This is a genomic window from gamma proteobacterium symbiont of Axiagastus rosmarus (assembly GCF_059730925.1).
Genome location: NZ_AP035925.1, coordinates 1,773,432 through 1,796,835, shown reverse-complemented (window position 1 = coordinate 1,796,835; position 23,404 = coordinate 1,773,432). Strand labels below are relative to the sequence as shown.

General features: G+C 57.1%; 18 protein-coding genes, 2 tRNA genes and 1 pseudogene. 4 read left to right on the top strand and 17 right to left on the bottom strand.

The window, feature by feature from the left end; all coding sequences use genetic code 11:
• Window positions 1-24: 24 nt before the first annotated feature.
• Entirely contained in the window at window positions 25-819 is a 795-nt protein-coding gene (locus tag AC6I8F_RS08300) for a helix-turn-helix transcriptional regulator (RefSeq protein WP_498028719.1), read from the bottom strand.
• 86 nt (window positions 820-905) lie between these two features.
• Between AC6I8F_RS08300 and AC6I8F_RS08295 the strand changes: the two genes are divergently transcribed.
• A complete protein-coding gene (locus tag AC6I8F_RS08295) occupies window positions 906-2,081 on the top strand; it encodes a YbfB/YjiJ family MFS transporter (RefSeq protein ID WP_498028718.1) in 1,176 nt (391 codons plus the stop codon).
• Window positions 2,082-2,086: 5 nt separating this feature from the next.
• On the opposite strand, the gene phoA is transcribed toward AC6I8F_RS08295, so the two are convergent.
• Window positions 2,087-3,493: an alkaline phosphatase gene (gene phoA / locus AC6I8F_RS08290; RefSeq protein ID WP_498028717.1), complete on the bottom strand. Its 1,407-nt coding sequence runs from the start codon at window positions 3,491-3,493 to the stop codon at window positions 2,087-2,089.
• Between the two features lie 244 nt (window positions 3,494-3,737).
• Between phoA and AC6I8F_RS08285 the strand changes: the two genes are divergently transcribed.
• Window positions 3,738-3,825 (top strand) — tRNA-Ser (locus AC6I8F_RS08285).
• A 309-nt stretch (window positions 3,826-4,134) separates the two neighbouring features.
• Here AC6I8F_RS08285 and AC6I8F_RS08280 read toward each other — a convergent pair.
• The 4 genes and pseudogenes from AC6I8F_RS08280 to AC6I8F_RS08265 all read right to left on the bottom strand — a co-directional run.
• A pseudogene (locus AC6I8F_RS08280) lies at window positions 4,135-4,639 on the bottom strand (phage terminase large subunit); the annotation flags it as partial.
• Between the two features lie 146 nt (window positions 4,640-4,785).
• On the bottom strand, window positions 4,786-5,190 hold the full coding sequence (locus AC6I8F_RS08275; protein WP_278428202.1) for a DUF2513 domain-containing protein: 405 nt from the start codon (window positions 5,188-5,190) through the stop codon (window positions 4,786-4,788).
• Between the two features lie 455 nt (window positions 5,191-5,645).
• A tRNA-Ser gene (locus tag AC6I8F_RS08270) sits at window positions 5,646-5,716 on the bottom strand.
• A gap of 52 nt (window positions 5,717-5,768) precedes the next feature.
• Window positions 5,769-5,978: a hypothetical protein gene (locus AC6I8F_RS08265; protein ID WP_498028716.1), complete on the bottom strand. Its 210-nt coding sequence runs from the start codon at window positions 5,976-5,978 to the stop codon at window positions 5,769-5,771.
• Between the two features lie 564 nt (window positions 5,979-6,542).
• Between AC6I8F_RS08265 and hxlB the strand changes: the two genes are divergently transcribed.
• The gene (hxlB, locus tag AC6I8F_RS08260; RefSeq protein ID WP_150361540.1) at window positions 6,543-7,103 is read left to right on the top strand and encodes a 6-phospho-3-hexuloisomerase; all 561 of its coding nucleotides are present in this window, start codon (window positions 6,543-6,545) and stop codon (window positions 7,101-7,103) included.
• A 160-nt stretch (window positions 7,104-7,263) separates the two neighbouring features.
• Here hxlB and AC6I8F_RS08255 read toward each other — a convergent pair whose 3' ends face one another.
• The 7 genes from AC6I8F_RS08255 to putP form a co-directional block, all read right to left on the bottom strand.
• Complete coding sequence (locus tag AC6I8F_RS08255) at window positions 7,264-7,401, bottom strand: hypothetical protein (protein ID WP_193718013.1); 138 nt, start codon at window positions 7,399-7,401, stop codon at window positions 7,264-7,266.
• 199 nt (window positions 7,402-7,600) lie between these two features.
• A complete protein-coding gene (locus AC6I8F_RS08250; RefSeq protein WP_498028715.1) occupies window positions 7,601-8,605 on the bottom strand; it encodes an XdhC family protein in 1,005 nt (334 codons plus the stop codon).
• Window positions 8,606-8,703: 98 nt separating this feature from the next.
• Window positions 8,704-9,492, bottom strand: coding sequence for a phosphate starvation-inducible protein PhoH (phoH, locus tag AC6I8F_RS08245; RefSeq protein WP_058757427.1), 789 nt, complete (start codon window positions 9,490-9,492; stop codon window positions 8,704-8,706).
• A 574-nt stretch (window positions 9,493-10,066) separates the two neighbouring features.
• Window positions 10,067-11,347: an iron uptake transporter deferrochelatase/peroxidase subunit gene (gene efeB / locus AC6I8F_RS08240; RefSeq protein WP_498028714.1), complete on the bottom strand. Its 1,281-nt coding sequence runs from the start codon at window positions 11,345-11,347 to the stop codon at window positions 10,067-10,069.
• Between the two features lie 2 nt (window positions 11,348-11,349).
• The gene (gene efeO, locus AC6I8F_RS08235; protein ID WP_136547029.1) at window positions 11,350-12,468 is read right to left on the bottom strand and encodes an iron uptake system protein EfeO; all 1,119 of its coding nucleotides are present in this window, start codon (window positions 12,466-12,468) and stop codon (window positions 11,350-11,352) included.
• Between the two features lie 51 nt (window positions 12,469-12,519).
• Window positions 12,520-13,353 carry an iron uptake transporter permease EfeU gene (gene efeU / locus AC6I8F_RS08230; protein ID WP_498028713.1) on the bottom strand — a complete coding sequence of 278 codons (834 nt, stop codon included), beginning with the start codon at window positions 13,351-13,353 and terminating at the stop codon, window positions 12,520-12,522.
• Window positions 13,354-13,609: 256 nt separating this feature from the next.
• Window positions 13,610-15,094 (bottom strand): sodium/proline symporter PutP, encoded by a 1,485-nt coding sequence (putP, locus tag AC6I8F_RS08225; RefSeq protein ID WP_215787688.1) that lies wholly within the window; start codon window positions 15,092-15,094, stop codon window positions 13,610-13,612.
• A 446-nt stretch (window positions 15,095-15,540) separates the two neighbouring features.
• Here putP and putA point away from each other — a divergent pair, with 446 nt between their 5' ends.
• On the top strand, window positions 15,541-19,485 hold the full coding sequence (putA, locus tag AC6I8F_RS08220) for a trifunctional transcriptional regulator/proline dehydrogenase/L-glutamate gamma-semialdehyde dehydrogenase (protein WP_498028792.1): 3,945 nt from the start codon (window positions 15,541-15,543) through the stop codon (window positions 19,483-19,485).
• A gap of 155 nt (window positions 19,486-19,640) precedes the next feature.
• On the opposite strand, the gene AC6I8F_RS08215 is transcribed toward putA, so the two are convergent.
• The 4 genes from AC6I8F_RS08215 to tcyJ form a co-directional block, all read right to left on the bottom strand.
• Window positions 19,641-20,723 (bottom strand): acyltransferase family protein, encoded by a 1,083-nt coding sequence (locus tag AC6I8F_RS08215; protein ID WP_058774543.1) that lies wholly within the window; start codon window positions 20,721-20,723, stop codon window positions 19,641-19,643.
• 413 nt (window positions 20,724-21,136) lie between these two features.
• A complete protein-coding gene (gene tcyN / locus AC6I8F_RS08210) occupies window positions 21,137-21,889 on the bottom strand; it encodes an L-cystine ABC transporter ATP-binding protein TcyN (RefSeq protein WP_021509905.1) in 753 nt (250 codons plus the stop codon).
• Window positions 21,886-22,554: a cystine ABC transporter permease gene (gene tcyL / locus AC6I8F_RS08205; protein WP_058757420.1), complete on the bottom strand. Its 669-nt coding sequence runs from the start codon at window positions 22,552-22,554 to the stop codon at window positions 21,886-21,888. The genes tcyN and tcyL overlap by 4 nt, the downstream gene beginning before the upstream one ends.
• A complete protein-coding gene (tcyJ, locus tag AC6I8F_RS08200) occupies window positions 22,554-23,354 on the bottom strand; it encodes a cystine ABC transporter substrate-binding protein (protein ID WP_021509903.1) in 801 nt (266 codons plus the stop codon). The genes tcyL and tcyJ overlap by 1 nt, the downstream gene beginning before the upstream one ends.
• Window positions 23,355-23,404: the final 50 nt, after the last annotated feature.

Sequence of the window (23,404 nt, the reverse complement as noted above, 5' to 3'; positions counted from 1 at the left end):
TGCGCCCGACCTGCGCACGCCGCGCTAATGCGCCAGATAGAAAATCAGATGCATTCCCGGTGCCTGCTCAATTTGCAGCGAGGTAAAGGTATATGTCTGCATCCTGCCTTCGACATCAATCAGGGTTTTATTGCCCGCGCCGATTTTCCCCACATCATGGTCATTCCACAGCGTGCGAAACCCGGCGCTGCGCGCCAGCAAATCCTCGATCACCACTTCGAATTCCTGCGCCTGATTGCTGGCGGCATAACCGGCGCGAAACGCCGACAGCGTATGGCGCGCCGCCTCTTCCCAGCCATGAATGCGCTGCTGGTAGGCTTCACTGATGAACATCAGCTTGAGCGAGTTGCGATCCGCCGGTGGCAGGGCCGCCCAGTCGACAATCAGCGACTGCGCCGCCGGATTCCAGTAGACAATATCCATGTTGGCGCGGCGCACAAATGCCGGATGCGGGTCCAGCGCATCCACCATCGCCCTCACTTCAGGCGGCAACTCATGACTGAAGGGTTGCGAGTGTGCGTTACCAAACACCAGCGCTTCAAGATACTCCTGCTCGGTAACCGAGAGATGTAGCACTTTGCCGATGCGCTGCAGCGCGGCGGGCGAAATACTGATGTCGCGACCCTGCTCGAGCCAGGTGTACCAGCTGACGCTAACCGCCGCCAGTTGTGCCACTTCTTCGCGCCGCAGTCCGCTGACGCGCCGGTTTTGCCGGCTGAAGCCATAGATCTGCGGATCAATACGCGCGCGCTGGCGGGTAAGGAAGTTTTTCACATCTTCACCACGCGATTTGACGGTCTGGGTATGACCTGTAGTCATAGGATAAACCACCCCATTTTTCACTGACTGATTGACATTTACTATCACCGGACAGAGTAAGGTATCTCAGCGGAGTAAAGCAAAGTATGTCAGCAGATTCAGTTTCCGCCGGACGGCAAGCAGTCCGGCACACCCGGGTGAGCCTGATCACCATGCTCACCGGCATGGTGACCCTGATTGTGGTAATGGGTATCGGCCGCTTTTCACTCACGCCACAGATCCCGCTGATGATCGCCAACGGTCACCTGACCCTCTCCAGCGCTGGTGTGCTGGCGGCGATGAATTACATCGGCTACCTGCTGGGTGCACTGCACGTGAGCCGCATCACCGCCCATCACGCGCGCTACCTGAAGGCCGGTTTGCTGGCCACCGCGCTGGTGACTCTGCTCTCCGGCTTTAGTCATGCCTGGGTACTGCAGTGCCTGTTCCGTGTGGTGGCGGGTATCGGTGGTGCCTGGGCCCTGATTATCGTCACCTCCTGGACGCAGATGGTGCTGGCACAGCAGCAGGCCCCGCGCATGTCCGCCGCGGTATTTGCCGGCCCGGGGGCCGGCATCACCCTGAGCGGCGTGCTGGCGTGGCTTATCACCCGGTTACACCTGAATGACGATCGCGCCTGGCAATGCTATGGCGTGGTCGCGCTGGCTGGCGTGCTGCTGGTGTGGCGCGCGCTGCCCGCGTCGCTCCCCGCCCGGCAGCGGGAAAGTGCGCCGGCGGCACCGGGTAGTGCGGTAAAACGGCTATGGCTGGCCTATACGCTGGCCGGTTTCGGCTACATTTTGCCCGCGACGTTTCTGTCACAAATGGCGCACAGCCTGTTTGCGCAGGGTCAGCTGGCAGCGCTTTTCTGGCCGCTGTTTGGACTCTGCGCAGTGGCTGGTGTGGTGCTGATTATGCTGTTTTCAGCGCGCCTGAATACGCGCCTCAGCCTGGCGTGGGTTATGGTCCTGCAGGGGTTGGGCGTGGCCAGCGGCGTGCTCATCCCGGGCGTGAGCGGGCTGCTGATCTCAACGGTGATAGTCGGGCTGGGGTTTCTTTCGATTATGCAGCTGTCGATGCAGCTGGCGCGCGCCGTCTCCAATATCAGCGTGGCAAAAACCGTGGCGATATTGACGTCAGGCTATGCCACTGGTCAGCTAATCGGGCCGCTGATCTCCGCCGCCAGCGTGCAGATTTTTGCTTCCCTGCACCCCGCGCTGCTGCTGGCCGCTGGCGGACTGGTGCTGGGCGGGCTGCTGGTGCTGCGCATCTGCCCGCACTGACGCGCTTACTTCAGTGCCATCGCCTGCTTAAGCGTGAAGAACAGGTCGGTCTGATCGGTCAGGCCGACCACATTCGCCGCGTGCGGACCGTAGGCCGCGATGCGCAACTGGGTGCCGGTGTGCTCCTGGGAATCCTCTTCCGAGTTACCGTAGCTGATGGTCATCACTGCGCCATCTTTGGTGTTGAGCGCCTGAGTCAGACCCGGCGCTTTGGTGCCGTTTTCAACGATCTGGCTGCTGTGCGCGTGATCGGCGGTGACCACCACCAGCGTATCGCCGTGCTCGCGCGCATACGTCAGCGCCACCTGCACCGCCTCATCTAAATCGACGGTTTCACCAATCTGACCGCACGGGTTAGCAGCGTGATCCTGCTTATCAATCGACGCGCCCTCCACCTGCAGGAAGAAGCCATGACTGTTGTGGCTGAGCAGGTCGATGGCTTTTTGCGTCATCTGCGCCAGGGTTGGCATTGATGCCGGGCGGTCTTTGTTGACCTCACAGGTCACCACCGGTTTATCCAGATTGCCATGATAGCTGGCTTTTGGCCCCTGCCAGCGCACCGGCATGTTGCCCTCCGAGAACAGCCCCAGCAGTGGCGTCTGTTGATTCGCCTGCTGTACCGCATTCAGCGCGGCGAGATTATCGACCAGCTGGAATCCCCGTACTTCGGCCTGCTCGCGCAGGGTTTTGCCCTGATAATCACCCGCTTTAGCCCGCTCAGCGAAAGATTTGGCACCGCCGCCCAGCGTGACGTCGGGTCGGGTTTGCAGCAGCTGCTCGCTGATCGATCCTTTCCCGCCCTGCTCCAGCGCGTTACCCGGACACAGCTCAGTGGTTTTTTCCGGGCCGTAGCATTTGCGCGAGGTGACGTGCGCCATCAGCGCGGCCGGCGTGGCATCCTGCAGTTCTGCGGTCGAGACGTTGCCGGTGGCTTTGCCTGCTGCTTTCGCCAGCTCCAGCAGCGTAACCTGATCTGTGCCGTTGACATCGACACCAATCGCGCCGTTATAGGTTTTCGTGCCGGTGGCCCAGGCGGTGGCCGACGCGGCAGAATCCGTTACGTAGTTTGGCTTATGCGTTTTCTTGTCCAGCGAGTAATGGGTGTACTGGCCGGTGAGCGGCAGCGCATCAATACCGGGAAAGAAGCCGCCGGCCCCCATTGCCTGATTGCGTGCCGCGGTGATTTCGGAATCGCCCATGCCATCGCCAATCAGCAGGATGACATTCTTCGCCGTGCTATTGCTCAATGAGGCTTTCAGCGCCTCGGTCTGGTCGCCGCTCAGGCGACGCGCGCCGCCGTGCTGGGTAATATCGCCAATGGCGGCGCGTTGATAGCTGGCGCTCTCTGCCAGCGCGGACATGGTGGTGAGTGAAGCCAGCAGAGAGAGGGTGAAAAGAGGTAAGCGTTTCATTTATCAGCATCCTTATCCGTAGATATAACCAAATGTTTCCGCCGACAAGTCTGCGACAGTGCGGTGACACTTTTGTGTCAGTTAAGGAATGTTTTGATGACAAAAGCAGCAAAGTGGAGAGGCTTAAGGCAATCTGCGCAGAGGTTAAGCGAATAGAAAAAAAGGAGAAAATAGCCCTTGACCCTTATCGCTGAACTCCCTATAGTAGCGCCCCGTTGACCCAGTGCGGTTAACAAAAAAATGTGGTGAGGTGTCCGAGTGGCTGAAGGAGCACGCCTGGAAAGTGTGTATACGGCAACGTATCGGGGGTTCGAATCCCCCCCTCACCGCCATCATTTATATAAAAGTGCCCAGTTAATAGCTGGGCATTTTTATTTGTATATTCTCCAGACGTGGGGGGATGAGAATCCCCGATTGGGGGTTCGACAACTGGCGCATGCCAGTTGGACAGCGGAGCCTGCGACGCTGCCCGCAGGGTGAGCGAAGTGACAAAACGGCAGGATAGCCGTTTTGCATGGCTGCAAGCCACCCGAAGGGCGAGGCACAGGGATGTGCCGAGTGATATCAATCCCCCCTCATCGCCATCATTGCTCTGATGCCTCTTTGCAAAAGTGCTTATCGGTAAGGCTGCCGTTTTTCTACGGCTTCCACGAAACCGATATTTCCGATTCGTATTCAGGGATTGTAAGGCTGAGCTTCTGCCAGGCTATTTCCCTCACTGATTCGGCTTCGTGTAACCAGCACAGCAGAAAGCGCACTTTCGACTTGATGCTGCCGAGGTTGTGGCGCAGGCCACAGCACACGTAATTCACACTTTTGGCGATGGTTCGAATGTACTTCTCGCCGGTATCGAAATTAGTCGCCAGCCAGGGAACGCCACGAATCGCCAGCTTCACCTCTTCCATGCTTGACTCTTCAGGTTAGTTCATAAACTCGCGCGCCTACAGAATCACCCCGCTCTTGCGATTCATCATCGCCTGACACGCTTTAATAGCCGTCATCATGGCGAATTGTGCGGGTCTTAGCGCTACCTCGCCCATCGTTTGAGCTGCGGTAGCGTTTATTGGCGGCGGTGAACAGAGGAGCAAGCTTAGCGGGACTCCATCTTAAGCATGTAATCTGGCGCGAGGTATAACCAAGCGCCATCTTGCTGAGCAATGCCAGTGAAGCCGTTCACGATTTCCGGCTGCGACCTATTCATCAGGTCAGAATTTGTTTCGTTGTACCTGATGGTTACGGTAATACGGAAGGTATCTGACATATTAGCCTTACTAAAAAACCGCCCGAGGCGGTCAGTCGAAAATTTTGTCCATCTGCTTGGCCAGCGCTCTGTTAAATAGCTCTTTTGATACCGTCATTAGCGTGCCCATGCTGGCATCTTTAAAGCCGGTCTTAAGGGTTGACCAAACCTCTTTATTTCTTAATGCGTCGATAAAATCATGCCCTGTGGCTGTAAGCCTGAGTGGCATTACCGCCCAGTGAGTTTGTCCATCCAGAGATTGAATGGCCCCAAACCCGCGTTCGCCATCGCTCCTGACGATTAGCCCTCTGTCCTCAAGCAAGCGCATATGGAATATGAAAGCGTCTGTATCACAGTTATACCCTTGGTCATTTAAATGCATGATATCGGTGTCTGGGGTTTCAGATGATTCAAAAGCTTCTAGTAATCCCTTCAGATAGTCTTGGTCAATCTTCATTATTATCTCCTATTTCTTCAGAGCTAATTTAACATCATTTCAAGCATTGCTATTTGATGTACTTCTGGAATTCATCACAGGGCGTCCTCGCAAATGCACCCTGCGATGAACACTTCACAACGCTATTATCGATTTTCTGGATATCCACACCATCCTGCTGCTTGATGATATTGAGCTGGACGCTGTAAGCATTTTGCTTGTCAAGGACGTTAACATCTTTCTGGTCGTCACACTTGAAGTCACCCTGCTGTGAGAGTGCAACCGCCTAAAGATAGTTGTCCGTGCTGAATAGAACATACTTCACGACTTTGTTCTTATCACTGATCTTAACACCAACAGCCCCGGTCACGTCGTTCTGGTAAAGGTCGTAAACGACTCCATTTCGGGAGCAGATGAGGACAACAGGCATGCTACTGCTAAATTACTTTCCTCATGACTACCTATCCCTAATATAGGGCCGGGCAAAGGAATCGAACCCCTGACGTACTGCTTTCAAGCCAGCCATTTTGCCACTGAACTAGACCGGTGTAAGAAAAAGGCACCGCTGGAGCAGTGCCTTTTTCTTACACCGGTACGAATCAAGATAATTTGCAGTATTTATCCATACCTTTTTTTGCAGCTTCGAGAGCCAGTACCACAGCTGCTGGCAGACCTATTAGCTGAAGGGCTTTGGCTATTTCTAACCCTGCTTCAACTTTGTTTTTGTACTCATTTTGATAAACCTGGCAGTCAACATGCAACTTGGGCTTCCCATAAAGATTATTATCTTCAAGAACAAAACCCTTCAATTCATCAAGTTGCTCTTCAGATATCTCTTCATTAATTTTAAGCTCCAGAGGCGTAAACCATTTAGTAACTCAGCGTTACCATATGAGCTTATGATGTGGATATTTAAAAACAACCTACAGAGCCTAAATCGGAATTCCCTCAATAAAAAAGCGCCTTTGGTTGGTGACCCTGGCGCTTTTAATCACTCATTTTAAACGGAACTTGTTGCTGCTCTCACCCTTACAACAACAGAGCGCAACTTCAACTGTTAGAAATCATATCCCCTACTTCCTGTTTGATGCCACAATCCATCACAAATCTGCCCACCAACTCTACACACTCACCGCTTTTGTGCCACAGGACGCATAATCGAAAGATCCCCTTTCGCTGCAATATCGCGTGGGCAGCGGACCGTGTACTCTTACCGGAAATTCTGCAGGGTATCCTTTTCATCCACTGATGATGTCTTTGAATTAAGAGGGAATGCGCGATGACCAGACTGAAAAAGCACCGGCCATGTTCCGGCCACTCTTTTCGCTGTTTAATGAGACGGACGAACCATTACCTGACGGGAGAGCGTTAACATGGCCGTACAGTCAAACGTATCCCATATTCTTACCGAACTCGCCCACAACGCCCGGCAGATAGACGAGAGCCAGGCGCAGGCATTGATTGCACAAATTCGCAGTGCCAAACACATTTTCCTGCAGGGTGCCGGGCGCAGCGGCATTGCTATCCGCGCGTTCGCTAACCGTCTGTTGCATTTGGGTTTCTCTGTCAGCATGGTCGGTGAAATCTCGTCACCCCACTCCAGACCTGGCGATTTATTGATTATTGGTTCTGGCAGTGGCGAAACCGCGAGCCTGAAAGCGCTGGCGCTGAACGCCGTTGAGCGCGGTGTCGATGTGGCGCTGATTACCCTGAAAGCAGATTCAGGCATCGGCAGACTGGCCAAATGCGTGTTGGTATTACCCGGCAACGTTAAAACCGATAACGCACGTAGCGCCGGACGATTCTCGCAGCCAATGGGCTCGGCCTTTGAGCAGCTTTGCTTCATTACCTGTGACGCCATGGTGCTTGAAATCATGCATCAGTGCGGTGAAACCAGCGAGAGCATGTTCAGCCGCCATGCGGATTTCGAATAACAGCATAACGCATTCCCGAACGTCGCTGATTTATACGCGGCAAATCTGACACCAAAACCCTGTGTGCTGACACGGTGTCGCCGCTGATACGGGTGTGCAGGTTAGATAATTTATTCTGTTTATATTTAAGCGTAATTGATTTCCCTGGTGCCGGACTCAGTTATTGATGTGGATAAGGCCACGCATGATCGAGGCCGGTTGATGACAGGATGCCCGTGACGGCCAGCCAGGCGATCACCAGCGCGAAGACAATAATTGCTGTAATTTCAATTGATTTAATCAAATGACGCTTAGCCATAAATACCCCTTCTCAGTTCAGGTGTTTGTGCACGCTTCTCTGAAGATAAGATGTTACCGGTAAAGCGCAAGCGTTGATCATATCATGAAACATAAAGCACAGCTTATTGATTATTTGCGGCGCGAAAATTTAGCATAGCCGATTGCCCGTCTGCTGGCGTCCTGGTGCATCAGGGTTTTTCGTGGGGTGAGTGATGTGATCATTTAGACGCTGCGAGCACCGGGCTAAGCGCATCCGTTGCCGCTAACCCATTTTTGTGACGCACAATATCCGCCATGATTGCCAGCGCGATTTCCGCCGGGGTTTTGCTGCCGATATCCAGCCCAACCGGTGCGTGAATGCGCTGCAACTGCGCCGGCGTCAGCTCCGCAATCGCGCTCAGGCGCGCTTTGCGTTTTGCGCTGTTGCGCTGCGAGCCCATCGCACCGAGATAAAACGCCGGCAGATTGACCGCTTCCATCATGGTGAGATCGTCAATACGCGCATCATGGGTCAGCGAGAGGATCGCCGTAGCGGCATGACAGCCCTCGCGTTCCAGATACACTGCCGGAAACTGCTGCACCAGCTTGACGTCCGGCGCCAGTTCGGCCGCCATATTACTCAGCACCTCTTCACGGTGTTCACAGACGATGGTTTCAAATCCCAGTGCCAGCGCGAAGTTGGCACAGTAAACGGCGACGCTGGAGAGTCCGGCAAGGATCAGGCGCGGCGCGGCACTCAGGGTCAGAACGATTTCACCGTCAGTGACCTGGGTGCGGGTGCGGTGGGTATAAGGCGCCGGTTCGAGGGCGTGACACGGCTGCGGCAGCGTCAGGCGTTTGGTGATGGCACGCGCGCCGGTCAGCGCATCCTCCAGCTGCCGTAAGTAGCGCAGCGTGGCGGCACCGGCAGGCAACCGTTCGACCAGAATATCCAGTACGCCGCCGCACGGCAGCGCGCGGTCAGGCGTGTCGCCCCCCTCGCCGTAGCGCACCAGTTGACTGGCGGCAGAGAACGCCTGCTGCTGAACGCGGGTGATAAAATTCTCCTCGACGCAGCCGCCGGAAAGGGAACCGCTGTAGCGCCCATCGGCGCGAATCACCATCATCGCGCCCGGCGGGCGCGGCGATGATCCGTACGTGCTGAGCACGGTACACAGCCACACCGGCTGCGCTTCCGCCCACTGCTGCGCCATCCTTACCACCTGCACATCAAGAGAGTGCATGACTTTCTCCGCTCATCGTTTCCGCCCTTTTTCTTCCCGTAAGCATAGCAATGAAAAACCCGGCCGCAGCCGGGTTGAGATTAGCTATTTTTTCAAGGTTAACTGTAAGCATGCAGCGTGCGCTGGCACAGTGCCGAGCGAACGCAGTCGTCTTTACCGAAACGCACCACGCCAATCATCTCATCCTCTTCGAAGCGCGCCAGCGCATCGGCAAGGCCAGATTTGACGCTGGCGGGCAGGTCGCACTGGGTAATATCACCGTTGACAATGACGGTGACATTTTCGCCCAGGCGGGTCAGGAACATCTTCATCTGCGCAGCGGTGACGTTTTGCGCCTCATCCAGAATCACCACCGCATTCTCAAAGGTACGTCCGCGCATATAAGCGAAGGGCGCAATCTCTACCTTGGCGATTTCGGGTCGCAGGCAGTACTGCATAAAGGAAGCGCCGAGACGTTTAACCAGAACGTCGTAAACCGGTCGGAAATAGGGAGCGAATTTCTCGGAGATGTCTCCTGGCAGGAAACCGAGATCTTCATCCGCCTGTAAAACCGGGCGCGTCACAATGATCCTTTCGATGTCCTTATTGATCAGGGCCTCGGCTGCTTTCGCAGCGCTGATCCAGGTTTTACCGCAGCCGGCTTCACCGGTCGCGAATATCAGCTGTTTCGTTTCTATGGCGTTAAGATAGTGCGCCTGAGCATCGTTTCTGGCCTCAATTGGTGACCGGTCACGCACATCGCGCGCCATGCCAATTGCATCCAGCCCACCCATCTGCACCAGCGAAGTGACCGATTCTTCTTCACGCTGACGATGACTGCGAGAGTCACTGCGAAGCACTCGGCGGGCTTCACGACGCGCTTTGATCACTGCTTTCTGTCTTCCCATAGTGGCACCTTACAGTTGGTTTCATTTATCGCGGCGGATCACCCGCGGCGATGATTTGAACGCTTTAGAGGTTTTGTTGGCTTCCTTGTAAGCCGTATCGAGCCAGTGAGAAAAGTGTGCAACAACGCCGAAACGCTGCCGCGCACCGGTAAACATCGGAAAAGAATTCGAAGGCGATAAAAGAAAAGTGAAGAGGATTCTCACGCGGGAGGCAATCCCCCGCAGCGTACTGCGCTAGCTGAAGTGTATTTAACTGTCCGTATAAGGACCGGGCCATGCGCGAACTCCAGTGGACTTAGCCACACAACTGACGACGCTATGACTAAAGTTCATCATATTTCCGCCGATTTGCAACACTATTTTTACTTTACGGCAAAGAAAACCCGCGTGGCGCTGCCTTAGTCCGGTGCGCTTAAATTAAATTAATAATAATATTCAGTAAGATAGGTAATTCAGCACTTAACAAACTGTTTCAGAAAATTCGGACATCACAGCGAGACAGGAGAAATTTAAGGCGGGCTTAGCAGCAGCGCCTGGCACCGCGAACGGCGGACAAGCGCTGTACATTAATTAATCAGGCTTCGAGCAACGGCTGCCCCAGATAATGATTTTTGTCCGCCACGCCGGGCAAAACAAAAAAGTATCCGCCGCCGATGGGACGAATATATTCTTCCAGCGCTTCGCCGTTCAGTCGTTTCTGCACGGTAATAAAGCCTTTGCTTAAATCATGCTGATAACAGACGAACAGCAGCCCCATATCCAGCTGCCCTGCCCCGGTAATCCCCGAGGAATAGCTGTAGCCGCGCCGCAGCATCAGGCTGCTGTCGGTTTGTGGGGTGCGCGGATTGGCGAGCCGGATATGCGCATCCAGCGCGATAATCTCGCCGTCCGGATCGCGGGCGTAATCCGGCACGTCGTGCTCGTGCTGCATCCCCAGCGGCGCGCCGGACAACTTCTCACGTCCAAAAATGGTCTGCTGCTCGCCCAGCGGCGTGCGGTCCCACATTTCAACGTGAAAACGGATGATGCGCACCGCCTGATAGCTGCCGCCGTGCGTCCACGCCGGTTCCTGCTGTTCCGGTGTCACCCACAGCAGCTGGTCCATCAACTGCGCATTATGCGTATCCGGATTGGCGGTGCCATCCTTGAAACCCAGCAGGTTAATCGGCGTTTCGCGCCCTTTGCTGCGTGCAGCGTGATCGGCGATAAAGCCGTCGCGCCGCCAGCGCACCGCCAGCAGATCCGGCGTGTGCTTAATGATATCGCGCAGCGCGTGAATCACCGTATCCTGAGTATTGGCGCAGATCTGAATCAGCAGGTCGCCATGACACTGTGCGGCGTCGAGCGAATCGTTGGGAAAGCGTGTCATCGTCTGCAGCTGGCTGGGCTTGTGCGCGGCCAGCCCGAAGCGCTCGTCGAACAGTGAATGCCCCACCGACAGCGTCAGGGTCAGGTTATCGGGCGCAATGTCCGCACCCAGGATGCCGGAGTCGAGCGGCGGCAACTGCGGATTGGGCACCGCCGGCGCCGGTCCGCCCTGGGTGAGAAAGGCAAAGCGCTGCGTCAGCAGCCGCAGCAGGCGTTCCAGTTCGGCTTTATCACTGGCCAGCACATCAAACGCCACCAGCATCATAGATGCCTGCTGCGGCGTCAGGATGCCGGCCTGATGAGCGCCGTAAAATGGTTGCGCCTGCTGGCGCGCGTCGGGTGCAACCGTGCCGGGTGAGAAACTCTCTGCCGCGCTGGCGGCATGGAACGGACAGCTGCCGCCCAGTGCCGCCGCGCCACCCAGCATGCCTAATCCCTGTAACAGACGACGACGCGACGGTTGCGCCGCGTCATTTTTTTTACTCATGATTAATCAAGACCTAAAGTGCCGCGCAGCAGGGAGAGATCTTCCGCCAGCGTGGTGATGGGCCCTTTCAGCGCATTACGGTCGCTGGTGGTCAGCTTTTCATAGGAGGCAAAACCGTCTTTGGTGCGGTATTTGCTGAGAATGCCATCCACCTTCTTAAAGTTCGCGTCCACTTTCGCCAGCAGCTGCGGATTGGCTTTTTGCAGCAGAGGACGCAGCAGATCAACGATTTTCTGTGCGCCGTCGATGTTGGCCTGAAAATCGGACAGATCGGTACGGCTGTAGCGATCTTCCTCACCGGAGATTTTGCTGGACGCCACCTCTTCAATCAGACCTGCCGCGCCACCGACCACTTTCGCCGGCGGGAAGGCCAGCTCGCTGACGCGGGTTTGCAGATCCTGCACATCCTTATACAGCTGGTCAGCGAACGCGTCCGCGCCTTTGGTGGTGTTGTCGGCGAACAGCAGTTTTTCCAGCCGGTGGAAGCCGGTAAATTTCGGGTCTTCCGCTTTTTTCTCGAAGTCATCTTCACGCGCGTCAATACTGCCGTCGAGGTCGGAGAACAGTTCAGCAATCGGCTCGATGCGCTCATAGTGCACGCGCGTCGGCGCATACAGCGCTTTGGCTTTTTCCACGTCACCGGCTTTTACCGCGTCGGTAAAGGCTTTGGTGCCGGCCACCAGCGCGCTCACCTCGCCCATCACGTAGACTTTGTAATCGGCAATCGGCCCGACCAGCTGCAGCACATCTGGCTTGCCGCTGCTGGCGGTTTGGCTGTCACCGCTGACCACCAGCTTGCCTTTCGGATTGGTGAGCAGGCCGCAGGTCATGTCATATTCACCCGCTTCCAGGTTGGCGGTGAGCTTCTGGCTGAAACCGGGCGCGATGTTTTCGCGCTCTTCCACCACCATCACGCCTTTGAGGATTTCCCACTCCAGCGCTTTCTGGCTATTGTTTTTGATGATGAACTGGGTTTTACCGGCCTGCACATTGAGCGACATCGGCTCGCACTGCTTGTCAGTGACCGTCACCGTGACCTGCGGTACGGCAGCGGCAGAAGCGGCACCGGACAGCGCCAGCATGGAGAGCAACAGCGCCTTACGGCGGAAGCGAATCGTCATAGTCATATCCCTGTTACATGAAGGTACAGGCGCACGCGCGCCTGCGAAAAGTTAGCGCACCGACCGTGCGGCGCTGGGTGCCGGACGCGCCGGGAAGAAAAACAGCAGCAGCGCCGGGAGCAGATAAATCAGCCATACCGCGACTTCGCTGACGCTTGGCGCTTCCTGATAACCCAGAATGCCTTCCAGCAGCGTGCCAAAGATCGAATGGGTAGAGAGCGTGTTGCTGAAGTCAAACGCGGTCGCCTGGAAGTGGTTCCACAGTCCCGCCTCGTGGAAGGCGCGGATCGCCCCCGCTGCCAGTCCGGCCGCCACCAGCAGGATGAACAGGCTGGTCCAGCGGAAGAAGTGCGCCATGTTAAGACGCACGCCGCCGTAGTAAATCAGCATGCCCAGCACGATGGCGGTCGCCAGACCCAGCACCGCGCCAATCGGCGGCGCATAACCGACATCCTGGGTGAAGGCCGCCAGCAGAAAGAACACCGACTCCAGCCCTTCCCGCGCCACGGCGAGAAACACCATCAGCACCAGCGGCAACCCGCTGCCGCCCGGCTTCTGCAGCGCCTGATCGACGGATTTTTCCAGCGTAGCTTTGATATTGCGCGACACCTTGCGCATCCAGAACACCATTGAGGTGAGGATCACCACGGCAATTACCGCCACGATGCCCTCGAACAGTTCCTGCTGTTTCTGCGGGAACTCACCGGTGGTTTCGTTGATGAAAATCCCCAGCGCGAGGCACAGCGCTGCAGCGATAAACACGCCGGCCCACATCGCGGGGAACCACTGGCTGCGCTGGGTGCGTTTGAGATAGCTGGCAATCAGGCTGACGATGAGTGCTGCCTCGAGACCTTCGCGCAGCATAATGAGAAAGGGAACGAACATCACCAACCTCTTGAATGTTAAGGAGGGTAAACCTTAGGTAAAAATACGTAAAGTGCGAACGATATCGATTATCATTATCGCGGATGAAAATACAAGTCACCGCGCGAAATTAATTTTGCTTTTGCGGGTCAGGGTGCGATGCGGGAAAGTCAGAGCGGAGTGACAGATTAGGCGATAAATCGCGCGCAGAGGACGTGACACTAACAGTGCGGGGAGCACGGCACTCGCGCTCCCCGCTTTACTCAGGCCAACACCGTTATTTGGTGTTGTATTCCGCTTCGGCAGCAATAAAACGCTGCTGCGCTTCAGCCGACGGTTCGCGACCGGCCAGGCTCACCACCACAATCGCGATGCTGGCAAACAGGAAGCCCGGGATGATTTCATACAGATTGAGCCAGGCGTACTGCTTCCAGATCAGCACCGTGGCGGCACCGATAATCATGCCGGCCAGCGCGCCGTTGCGCGTCATGCGCTTCCAGCACACGCCGAACAGCACCACCGGACCGAATGCAGCACCAAAGCCTGCCCAGGCGTAGCTCACCAGGCCGAGCACGCGGTTCTCCGGGTTGGAGGCCAGCGCAATTGCCACCAGCGCAATCACCAGCACCATTAAACGGCCAACCCACACCAGCTCTTTCTGGCTGGCATTTTTACGCAGAAACCCTTTATACAGATCCTCAGTCAGCGCGCTCGAGCACACCAGCAACTGACAGCTCAGGGTCGACATCACCGCCGCCAGAATGGCCGACAGCAGAATACCGGCGATCCACGGGTTGAACAGAATGCGCGCCAGCTCGATAAACACGCGCTCGCCGTTTTCGCTTACGCCCGCCGCCTGCTCCGGATGGTTCTGGAAATAGGCGATACCGAAGAAGCCCACCGCAACAGCACCGGCCAGACACAGGATCATCCAGGCCATGCCGATGCGGCGCGCGGTGCGAATAGAACGGTGCGAGTCTGCGGCCATGAAGCGCGCCAGAATGTGCGGCTGGCCGAAGTAGCCAAGGCCCCAGCCGAGCAGTGAAATCACCGCCACGAAGTTGAGGCCCTTCAGCATATCGAGGTTTTCCAGGCTTTTCGCTTCAATCACCGCCAGCGAATCATCCAGTCCGCCGACGGCGATAATCACAATCACCGGCGTCAGGATAAGGGCAAAAATCATCAGGCTGGCCTGCACGGTATCGGTCCAGCTCACCGCAAGGAAGCCGCCCACCAGCGTATAAAGAATGGTTGCTGCCGCGCCGGCCCACAGTGCGGTTTCATAACTCATGCCGAAGGTGCTTTCAAACAGGCGCGCACCCGCCACGACGCCCGAGGCACAATAAATGGTGAAGAAGATCAGGATTACCAGTGCGGAGATGACGCGCAGAATTTTGCTGTGGTCTTCGAAGCGGCTGGTGAAAAAGTCCGGCAGGGTTAAGGCGTTATTGTGATGCTCGGTCTGCACGCGCAGGCGACCCGCAACAATTTTCCAGTTCAGCCACGCGCCAATCGTCAGGCCGATGGCAATCCAGCTCTCAGAGATCCCGGAGAGAAAAATCGCGCCCGGCAGTCCCATCAGCAGCCAGCCGCTCATGTCCGAGGCCCCGGCTGACAGCGCGGTCACCACGCTGCCCAGGCTGCGACCGCCCAGAATATAGTCGTCAAAGTTTTTAGTTGAGCGGTACGCGATAAAACCAATCAACACCATCCCGAGGATGTAAATGATAAATGTCACCAGCATCGGTGTACTTACTGTCATCTGTCTCTCCACTTATTATCTGATCTCTTAAGAGAAATCTTTTTTCCTGCGTTACCGGAACGGGATAACGTCAGGGCTTTACCGCATCCAGAGAAAGCGATTTCTCATAAGGCGCGGTATCCTGCCGCAAAGGTGCGACGCGCACAATGCATTTAACACAGCTGTTACCTGGGTTTCACCTGACTTTGCATTTTTCATGCTCACAGGTTGCGCCTGTTCACATTTTAAGTTGCACCTGATGTCAGCCAGGACGCGTCCTGTTGCGGTGGGTTGCAACTCTGGCGAGATTCTTGCAGCAAGTTCTGTGCCGCTTTTGCTGCGTTAACAAAAAAGCCGGTTAAAAACGTGCAACCGGGGTCACATTTAACACGGTTGCACAAAGTTGCAACATGAGTGATAGTGCAGCCCACGCTGAAGTTGATTCACACTTTGAGGACGAGGAAATCATGGGAACCACCACCACGGGGGTGAAGCTGGATGAAGCCACCCGCGATCGCATTAAACTGGCGGCGCAAAAGATTGACCGCACGCCGCACTGGCTGATCAAGCAGGCAATTTTTAACTATCTCGGCCAGCTGGAAGCGGGAGAAACGCTGGCGGAGATCCCGCTGCAGCTGAATGATGCCGTAGACGATGAGCGCGTGCCGGAAGAGAGTTTCCAGCCTTTCCTCGACTTCGCCGAACACATTTTGCCGCAGTCGGTCAGCCGCTCGGCCATCACCGCCGCGTGGCGTCGTCCGGAGACCGATGCGGTGCCGATGCTGCTGGAGCAGGCGCGTCTCCCTGCCCCGCTGGCAGAGAAAACCCACCAGCTGGCATACAGCCTGGCGGACAAGCTAAGGCACCAAAAAGGGGCAACCGGACGCGCCGGCATGGTGCAAAGCCTGCTGCAGGAGTTCTCGCTCTCGTCTCAGGAAGGCGTAGCGCTGATGTGTCTGGCGGAAGCGCTGCTGCGTATTCCTGACAAGCCCACCCGCGATGCGCTGATCCGCGATAAAATCAGCAACGGCAACTGGCAGTCCCATCTGGGCCGCAGCCCGTCGATGTTCGTCAATGCCGCCACCTGGGGCCTGCTGTTTACCGGTCGTCTGGTCTCCACGCACAATGAAGCCAACCTGTCTAAATCGCTGAACCGCATCATCGGCAAGAGCGGCGAACCGCTGATCCGCAAAGGCGTGGATATGGCGATGCGCCTGATGGGCGAACAGTTCGTCACCGGCGAAACCATCGCCGAGGCGCTGGCCAACGCGCGCAAGCTGGAAGAGAAAGGCTTCCGCTACTCGTATGACATGCTGGGCGAAGCGGCACTCACCGCCAGCGATGCCAAAGCCTATCTGATCTCCTATCAGCAGGCGATTCACGCCATTGGTAAAGCCTCCAACGGGCGCGGCATTTATGAAGGTCCGGGCATTTCCATCAAGCTGTCGGCGCTGCATCCGCGCTACAGCCGCGCGCAGTATGAGCGGGTGATGGAAGAGCTTTACCCGATCCTGAAATCGCTGACGCTGCTGGCACGCTCGTATGACATCGGCATCAACATCGATGCCGAAGAAGCCGATCGCCTGGAGCTGTCGCTCGATCTGCTGGAAAAACTCTGTTTTGAGCCGGAGCTGGAAGGCTGGAACGGCATCGGTTTCGTGATTCAGGCTTATCAGAAGCGCTGCCCGTTTGTGATTGATGCGCTGGTGGATCTGGCGCAGCGCAGCCGCCGTCGTCTGATGATCCGTCTGGTGAAAGGCGCTTACTGGGATAGCGAAATCAAGCGCGCGCAGATGGAAGGCCTCGAAGGTTATCCGGTTTACACCCGCAAGGTGTACACCGACATCTCCTACCTCGCCTGTGCGCGTAAACTGCTGGCGGTGCCTAACCTGATTTATCCGCAGTTTGCCACCCACAACGCCCACACGCTGGCGGCGATCTACCAGCTGGCGGGCAACAACTACTATCCTGGCCAGTACGAGTTCCAGTGCCTGCACGGCATGGGCGAACCGCTGTACGAGCAGGTGGTGGGCAAAGTGGCCGACGGCAAGCTGAACCGGCCGTGCCGGATTTATGCGCCGGTCGGTACCCACGAAACGCTGCTGGCCTACCTGGTGCGTCGCCTGCTGGAAAACGGCGCCAATACCTCGTTCGTCAACCGCATCGCTGACAACACGCTGCCGATTGACGAGCTGGTAGCCGACCCGGTGGCTGCGGTGGAGAAAATGGGTGTCGCAGAAGGCGCAATTGGTCTGCCGCATCCGAAGATCCCGCTGCCGCGCGATCTGTATGGCGACAAGCGTGTTAACTCTGCCGGTCTGGATCTGGCCAACGAACACCGCCTGGCGTCGCTCTCCAGCGCCCTGCTCTCCAGCGCCAGCCAGCCGTGGCAGGCTCAGCCGATCATTGATGGCGAGCTGGGTAGCGGCAGCAGCCGCGCGGTGATCAACCCGGCCACGCCGGCGGATATCGTCGGTAGCGTGCGGGAAGCCACCCCTGAAGAGGTCTCCTGTGCGCTGGATGGCGCGGTGAATGCCGGACCGATCTGGTTCGCCACGCCGCCGCAGGAGCGCGCCGCGATCCTCGAACGTGCCGCACAGACAATGGAAGACCAGATGCAGCAGCTGATTGGTTTGCTGGTGCGTGAGGCGGGTAAAACCTACAACAACGCCATTGCCGAAGTGCGCGAAGCGGTAGACTTCCTCTACTACTACGCCGGCATGGTGCGTGACGATTTCGATAACGAAACCCATCGCCCGCTCGGTCCGGTAGTGTGCATCAGCCCGTGGAACTTCCCGCTGGCGATCTTCACCGGCCAGATTGCCGCCGCCCTGGCGGCTGGCAACAGCGTGCTGGCGAAACCCGCCGAGCAGACGCCGCTGATTGCCGCGCAGGCAGTGCAGATCATGCTGGATGCCGGCGTACCGGCCGGCGTGCTGCAACTGCTGCCCGGTCAGGGCGAAACGGTGGGTGCTCAGCTGACCGGCGACGAGCGGGTGCGCGGCGTGATGTTCACCGGCTCAACGGCGGTCGCCACCCTGCTGCAGCGCAACCTCGCTGGCCGCCTCGATCCGCAGGGTCGTCCGACGCCGCTGATCGCCGAAACCGGCGGCATGAACGCCATGATCGTCGACTCTTCGGCGCTGACCGAACAGGTGGTGGTGGATATCGTGGCGTCCGCGTTTGACAGCGCCGGTCAGCGCTGCTCGGCGCTGCGTCTGCTGTGCATCCAGGACGATGTGGCTGACCACACGCTGAAGATGCTGCGTGGTGCCATGGCCGAATGCCGCATGGGCAATCCGGAGCGTCTGTCGACCGACGTCGGTCCGGTGATCGACGCTGAAGCCAAAGCCAACATCGAGCGTCATATCCAGGCGATGCGCAATAAAGGCTTTACCGTGTATCAGGCGGTGCAGGAGCATCCGCAGGACAGCAAAGAGTGGCACAGCGGCACCTTTATCAAACCGACGCTGATTGAGCTCGATCAGGTCAGCGATCTGGATAAAGAGGTGTTCGGTCCGGTGCTGCACGTGGTGCGCTTTGCGCGCAACAACCTGCCGCAGCTGATTGAGCAGATTAATGCCTCGGGATATGGCCTGACGCTCGGCGTGCATACCCGTATCGACGAAACCATTGCGCAGGTGACGGCCGGGGCGAAAGTCGGCAACCTGTACGTTAACCGTAACATGGTGGGCGCGGTGGTCGGCGTGCAGCCGTTCGGCGGCGAAGGCCTGTCGGGCACCGGTCCGAAAGCCGGCGGTCCGCTCTATCTCTACCGCCTGCTGGCACATCGTCCGGACGGTGCTCTGCGCATCACCTTTGATCGTCAGGATGCCGAACGGCCGGTGGACAGCAGCGTGCGCACTACGCTGCTGAGCGCGCATCAGGCATTGCAGAGCTGGGCACAGGATAAGCCGGAACTGCTGGCGCTATGTCAGCGTTACGATGCGCTGAGCCAGGCCGGAACCGTGCGACTGCTGCCAGGCCCGACCGGTGAGCGCAACACCTTTACGCTGCTGCCGCGCGATCGGGTGCTGTGTATCGCAGATAACCAGCAGGATGCGCTGATTCAGCTGGCGGCGGTCACCAGCGTCGGTAGCCAGGCACTGTGGCAGGATGACGAGCTGCACCGGACGCTGCGCCAGTCGCTGCCGGCTGCGGTGCAGGCGCGCATCACGCTGGCGAAAGATGTGCTGGCGGCGGAGTCTGATGCGGTGATCTATCACGGCGATGCCGATCAGCTGCGCAGCCTGTGCGAACAGATTGCCGCCCGCGAAGGCGCGATTGTGTCAGTGCAGGGCTTTGCCCGCGGCGAGACCAATCTGCTGCTGGAACGTCTGCTGATTGAGCGCTCGCTGAGCGTCAATACCGCGGCCGCCGGCGGCAACGCCAGCCTGATGACCATTGGTTAAATAAAGCAGGATCGCCATGGATGGCGTAATGGAGATCGGTGAAGGACACCGTAAGTTGCAATAAGGCCGTAGCGGCGCAATTCATTGTGCGATGAATCGCGCCGCTACGAAACGTTCCGTCGTTTTTGTACCACTTTAAACCTTACCTGCGAGCATCACGCCACCGACTTACTGCGTTTCAAACCAATCAGCGTCGGGAACACAAACAGCGACTGCCCCAGCCCACGGTTGGTCAGCGACCACACCGCCACCGAACACAGCGAACAGATGCCGACAATTGCCAGCGGATAGAAGCACGCCCACAGCAGTGCAAACCACGCCTGCTCAAACAGATGATGGCGCTGCGCAAACAGAATCGCTGACATGCCGAAGAACTCAATAAAAATGCGGTGGATAACGTAGATCTGTAGCGTGTTGCGGCCAATCCAGTTGAAGTAACGCATGCTGAAGTGCGCGTTGAGCCAGCGGCATGCCGCCACGCTCACCAGCACCGCGATGATGCACATGAACAGGCTCTTATCGAGGCCAAAAATCACGTGCAGGCCGGACAGTGCGGCCAGCGCGGCCCACGGCAGAAGGTTCTCGCGGCGCAGCTGACTCAGGCGCAACATCAGCGGGCTCCAGAACGCGCCCAGCAGGAAGAACAGGAAATACTGTGCCACGCTCTGCGGTCCCCAGTAGGGAATGATCTTCTCCACCGCCAGATAATTCAGCACCACCGCCGCCACCAGCAGCGCCACTTTGTGCTGACGGAAGATTTTGGCGCACAGGAAGTAGATCGCCAGACCGTACAGGTACCACGAGGTGCTCATCGCCAGGAAGGTCAGCTTAAGGAACTCCAGCAGCGAACCGGCGTAAGCCGCGTTGAGATTCTGCGAGATACGCTGGCCGGTGATTTCAGTCGAAATGCCGACAATCGACCACCACTGAATAAAGCCCCACAGCACGTAGAGATAGAACAGATTGGTAATGCGGCTGGTAAACACCTGTTTCCACGGCCGGTTGAGAATGCCGTTGGTGGCAAGCAGGCCGGAGACGAAGAAAAAGGCGGGCATACGCAACGGTGATAACACCGTATTAAACTGCACCCATATTTCCGCCGGAATCCAGCCGGCGCTAAGATATTTAACCGTGCCTTCAAAGCCGGGTAATACGGTGTGGTAAAGTACCACCAGCAATATGCACACCCCTTTCAGGGTATTCACCCATGCAATATCTTCTTTCCTGGCGTTATTCATATTTTTTGACTCCTGCTGCGGTGTAGGTCTTAAAGGAGAAGAATGAAGAAACAGGCAGTGAAGCCTTTATGGTTATCCAACGATTATTCAACAAGCAGCAGGGACTGACTCTAGCGAAACTCCTAAAACTTTTTCGCTGGTCCTGATATAACAATACTTTACAGTACCAGAGATAAATTGACCGCCCTGCGGGTTAGCCGTGAATAGCTGTTATTTAAGCATTCATGGCGTAATTTGACGGTGCGCCGCGCACGTAATGCCGCGCAGAAATTAAGAACATTACGCAGCGGAGTAAACCAGCATTAAATATATCGCCGGAAAATAAATTTATTAATGCGTCAAAAAGGTAAGCGCGGTATTTAATACTTTGCTAGCGGGAAAATAATTCGGGCCAGCGAACCGGCCCGGAGGGATTATTGATTGAGAAACTTGTCGAGAAATTGCCGGGTGCGTGCCTGCTGCGGATTACTGAACAGCGCTTTCGCCGGGCCCTGCTCCACAATGCGCCCCTGATCCATAAAGATGGCGCGATCGGCGACGTCGCGCGCGAAGCTCATCTCATGCGTGACGATCACCATAGTGCGTTTCTCCTGCGCCAGCGCGCGGATGGTGCTGAGCACCTCGCCCACCAGTTCAGGATCCAGCGCCGAGGTTGGCTCATCGAACAGAATCACCTGCGGACGCATCGCCAGCGCCCGGGCAATTGCGACGCGCTGCTGCTGACCGCCGGAAAGACGGCGCGGGAAACTCTCTTCCTTACCGTGCAGACCGACCTTCTCCAGCAGCGTGCGTGCGCGCGCAATGGCTTCCGCCTTCGCTTCGCCTTTGACGATCACCGGCCCTTCAATGATGTTCTCCAGCACCGAACGGTGCGGGAACAGATTGAAGTTCTGGAACACAAAGCCGACCTGCTGGCGCAGTTGCCGCACTTTATCCTTCTGCTTATGCAGGCCGAGGCTTGCGTCGATGCTGATGTCACCGACTTTGACCTGGCCGCTTTCCGGCACTTCCAGCAGATTAATACTGCGCAGCAGCGTGGTTTTGCCCGAACCGCTCGGACCGATGATCGCCACCACTTCGCCGGGAGCGACATCGAGATCGATACCGTGCAGCACCGTCTGGCCGTGAAACTGTTTCACCAGCTGACGGACTTCAATTGCACTCATCTTGCCTCCCGATCCTGACGATTGACGTGCGCTTCCAGCCGGTTTTGCAGCGCCGACAGCACCGTAGCCATCACCCAGTAAATCAGCGAAGCCGCCAGATACATGGTGAACACTTCCAGCGTGCGCGAGGTGATCAGCTGCGCCTGCCGGAACAGCTCCGGCACCTGAATGGTGGCCGCCAGCGAGGTATCTTTCACCAGGCTGATAAAGCTGTTACCGAGCGGCGGCAGCGCGGTGCGCGCCGCCTGCGGCAGAATAACGCGACGCAGCGTCTGCCACGGCGTCATGCCGATGCTGGCGGCCGCTTCCCACTGACCGCGCTCAATAGCCGCAATCGCGCCACGCAGCGATTCCGAGGCATAGGCCGCGGTGTTGAGCGACAAACCAATCATCGCCGACGGAATCGGGTCGAGCTCAATGCCAAACTGCGGCAGACCGTAGTAGATCATAAACAGCTGGGCGATCAGCGGCGTGCCGCGAAAGATCGACACATAGAAACGCGCCAGCCAGTTGACCGGCCAGAAGCGTGACAGGCGCATCAGCGCCAGCACGAAGCCGAGTATCAGGCCGAAGAACATCCCGCCGATACTCAGCTGCAGCGTGAACAGCGCGCCTTTCAGCAGAAAAGGTGCTGAATCCAGCACCAGCTGTAAACTTTCCTGCATTATTTCGTGACGTCCGCGCCGAACCACTTCTCAGACAGCTTGCTCAGCGAGCCATCTTTCTGCATGTCGGCAATCGCACCATCAATCGCTTTCAGCAGCGATTCATTGCCTTTGCGCAGCGCCACGCCCGCTTCCAGACGGGAGAACGCCGGGCCAGCTACCGCCATGGTATTGCCGGTTTTCTTCACCAGATCCAGCGCGGCTAAGCGGTCGACCAGAATGGCATCAACGCGGCCTGAACGCAGATCCTGATATTTGGTTGGGTCATCATCATAGGTACGGATATCCACGCCTTTGACGTTGTCGCGCAGCCACTGCTCATAGTTAGAACCGAGACCCACGCCGACTTTCTTGCCGGACAGATCTTCCGGTTTGGTGATGGAGCCCGCGTTCTTCTTCAGCGTCAGCGCCTGCACGCCGGAGATGGTGTACGGCGTGGAGAAGTCATACTTCTTCTTGCGCTCGTCGGAGATGGTCACCTGGTTGATCACCACGTCGATACGTTTGGAATCCAGCGAGGCCAGCATACCGTCCCATTTGGTCGGTTTGAGATCCGCTTTCACGCCGAGGTGTTTTGCCAGCTCCTGGGCAAACTCGACTTCAAAACCGGTCAGCTTGCCGTTTTCATCCTGGAAGCTGAACGGCGGATAGGTGCCTTCCAGCCCGACGCGCAGCTCACCTTTGCTCTTGACCTGCGCCAGCAAATCTTCTGCCGCAAAGCTTTTTACGTTCACGCCCGCCACCAGTGCGACCGCCATCATTCCCATCACCAGCTGGCGACGAATCGGAGAGAAAGCCATGTTTACCCCATTATTGTGATGTGTTGTGTGCTTATGGTTAATTAACGCTC